3 protein-coding genes are annotated in these 2,642 nt (G+C 64.2%); 2 read left to right on the plus strand and 1 reads right to left on the minus strand.

Features of this window, described 5'->3' with window-relative positions:
* Nucleotides 1–165: 165 nt before the first annotated feature.
* Complete coding sequence (locus Cco03nite_RS41780; protein ID WP_203699600.1) at nucleotides 166–951, plus strand: GntR family transcriptional regulator; 786 nt, start codon at nucleotides 166–168, stop codon at nucleotides 949–951.
* Nucleotides 948–1,550 carry a GNAT family N-acetyltransferase gene (locus Cco03nite_RS41785; protein ID WP_239168094.1) on the plus strand — a complete coding sequence of 201 codons (603 nt, stop codon included), beginning with the start codon at nucleotides 948–950 and terminating at the stop codon, nucleotides 1,548–1,550. The genes Cco03nite_RS41780 and Cco03nite_RS41785 overlap by 4 nt, the downstream gene beginning before the upstream one ends.
* A gap of 60 nt (nucleotides 1,551–1,610) precedes the next feature.
* Here the strand turns inward: Cco03nite_RS41785 and Cco03nite_RS41790 are convergent, their stop codons facing one another.
* The gene (locus Cco03nite_RS41790; protein WP_203699601.1) at nucleotides 1,611–1,928 is read right to left on the minus strand and encodes a hypothetical protein; all 318 of its coding nucleotides are present in this window, start codon (nucleotides 1,926–1,928) and stop codon (nucleotides 1,611–1,613) included.
* Between the last annotated feature and the right edge of the window lie 714 nt (nucleotides 1,929–2,642).

Consider the following 2,642-nt stretch of genomic DNA (forward strand, 5'->3'; position numbering starts at 1 on the left):
CAGCATCTGCATGCTCCGTTCGATTGGCCTTGGGCCACCCAATTGGGCCGCCCACTTGGTACCTACCAAGGCTATATCACATTGGTAGGTACCACAAGGCTTGGTCCGTACCAAAACCCGGTAAGCTTCGAGGAACCTCGGAACGGCAACATTTGGAGAACCGCTATGAGCACCACACCGAGCCAGCCAGCGGAAACGCCAGTGCCGCTTCACGTGACTCTCGCCAACACGCTCCGCGACGCGATCCAGCGTGGGGAGTTCTCGCCTGGAGAGCGGCTTCCCGCAGAGCGCGACCTGGCCGACAAGTTCAACGCCTCCCGTACGACCGTGCGGTTGGCCCTGTCGGCGCTGAAGTCTCAAGGTCTAGTTGGCTCAGGTCAGGGACAGGGCACCTACGTCCGCAAGTCGAGGCCGATCCGTGTCATGGCGATGGATCAGGACCGCCGCGCGCGCCGGGCGGCAAACCATGCAGCCACGTTCAACGCAGAGATCGCGATGCAGGGCCGGATCGGTCGACAGGTCATCCGAGCTGTACAGCCTGAGCCTGCAACGGCAGAGGTCGCGAAGTGGCTTGGTGTGCCGGAAGGAAGCGCCGTCCTTGCCCGCCGGCGTCTCATGTTGGTCGACGAGGAGCCGTACCAACTGGGTGACAGCTACTACCCGCATGACCTCGTGGCGGACACCCCCATCGCCGTTGCCGCGCCCGTCGAGGAAGGCGTCCTGGCCGTCCTGGAGCGCGTCCACGGCCAGCCGATCTCGTACTTCATCGACGAGTTGAGTTTCCGTATGCCGACGCCGGACGAGGCGTCCATCTTGCGGCTTGATCCGGGAGTGAGCGTCGTACGCGTCGTCCGCATCGCCTACGACCGTGACGACAAGCCGCTAGAGGCGTTTGATCAGCTTCTCGCGGGAGACAAGCACGTGCTGGTGTACGAGGTGTCGGCTGAATGAGCCTGATGGAGATCACCGCATCGACGCTAGAAGGTCAGCGGATTCGGCTCGAACCCCTCGCCGCCGAGCACTTGGAGTCCTTGGCCGCAGCCGCAGGGTCGGCAGAGGTCTGGACCTACCTCGACGAGGCCACGCCCGACGTTGCCGCGGTCGCATCGCTCATCGCGGAGGCGCTTGAGGAGCAGGACCAGGGCGTGCGCGTGCCCTACGCCATCGTCGAACGTCAGACAGGTGCGGTCATCGGCAGCATCAGTTTCATCGACATCCAGCGGAAGCACCGAGGCGTCGAGATTGGCTGGGCGTGGGTAACCCCCAGCAAGTGGCGCACCGGAGCTGCGCGCGAGGCTTCCTACCTGCTGATGCGCTACGCCTTCGACGTAGCCGGCGCGATCCGCGTGGCATTCAAGACCGACAGCCGGAACGAACGCTCGCAGCGCGCCATTGAGGCCTTGGGCGCAACGCGGGAGGGGATGTTCCGCAACCACCGCATCCTGCGCGATGGCTACGTCCGCGACTCGATCTACTACAGCGTGATCGCTGAAGAGTGGCCGCAGGTGCGACGGGCCTTGGATGCTCAGCGGACCGACGCGGAGGTGTGAGGACCAAGCAGAAACGGGACCCTTCGGGGTCCCGTTTGCGTTGGTCGTCATCTCGCTCCGTCAGGCCGTCTCCACGCCGAGCTTCTGCGCGATAGCGGCCAGCAGCGCGCCCTGGGATGCCATCGTTGTCTCGACGCTGGCCAGTTTTCCTTCGACGGTGCCGAGCTTGACCTCGATACGGTCGACCTTGCCGTGCAGCTCGGTCATGTCGGTGCGCAGCTCTCGCACATCGCCGGAGAGTTCACTGACCGCGCCGGACAGCAGATCGAGACGGCCGTTCACCGCTTCAAGCTGATCATTGACCGCAGCGATGTCACGATCAGCCCGGAAGGCAGCAGCCTCCAGGCGTTCCACGCGCTGAGTGGGAGCGGTCGTCATCCGTCCATTCTCCTAACCAACAGTCCCCAGCGCCAGCCACAACAGGCGGGAGGGGGAACGCTGAGCGGTGCGAGACGACACCAGCCTACGAGCCCACACCGACACCACCCGGACGCAACCCCGAGCGTCGAGACCAGCAGCCGCAACGGATCAGCCATGCGGTCTCCACCGCATCCCGATCACGCCGCTTCCCTGCGGACACCCTCATGCCATCGGCATGTGTCGAAACTTTCCATACGAGGTCAAGGCGGCCCGCAAGCGGGCCGCGCCTGGCCGGACTTACCGGGCGGCGCTCATGCCTCCGGCCCGCGCCGCCCGAGCCCGGCCAGCACGACAGACGACGGCACCGGCACCTCCATGCATGGATCGACTCAGCCTCGTCATAGGTTGCCTAAGGTCAGCGCTTGATCAGATGCGGGCGAAGACGCTGGCCGACGTTGACGACCTGGCCGACGCCGACGAGCACCGAGAACGCCGGTGATCAAGACGGAGACCGCTCAGCGAATGTAAGTGGTCTTTTGTCGACAGGATGATCATCTAGATAAAGATCATTTATATGAATTTATGATCCAGTTTTCGCACGTCAGACGGACTAGCTGACCGCAGCTCCCGCCGCCGTCACACCCGTGCCAGCTGATGTCTTCAAGGTCAAAGTCAACCCCTCAACCTCGGGCTCCGGGGAGTCGCACCCCGCCCACCATCGACCCGGGCAGA

Origin of the sequence: Catellatospora coxensis (assembly GCF_016862635.1) — a bacterium.
GTDB lineage: Bacteria > Actinomycetota > Actinomycetes > Mycobacteriales > Micromonosporaceae > Catellatospora > Catellatospora coxensis.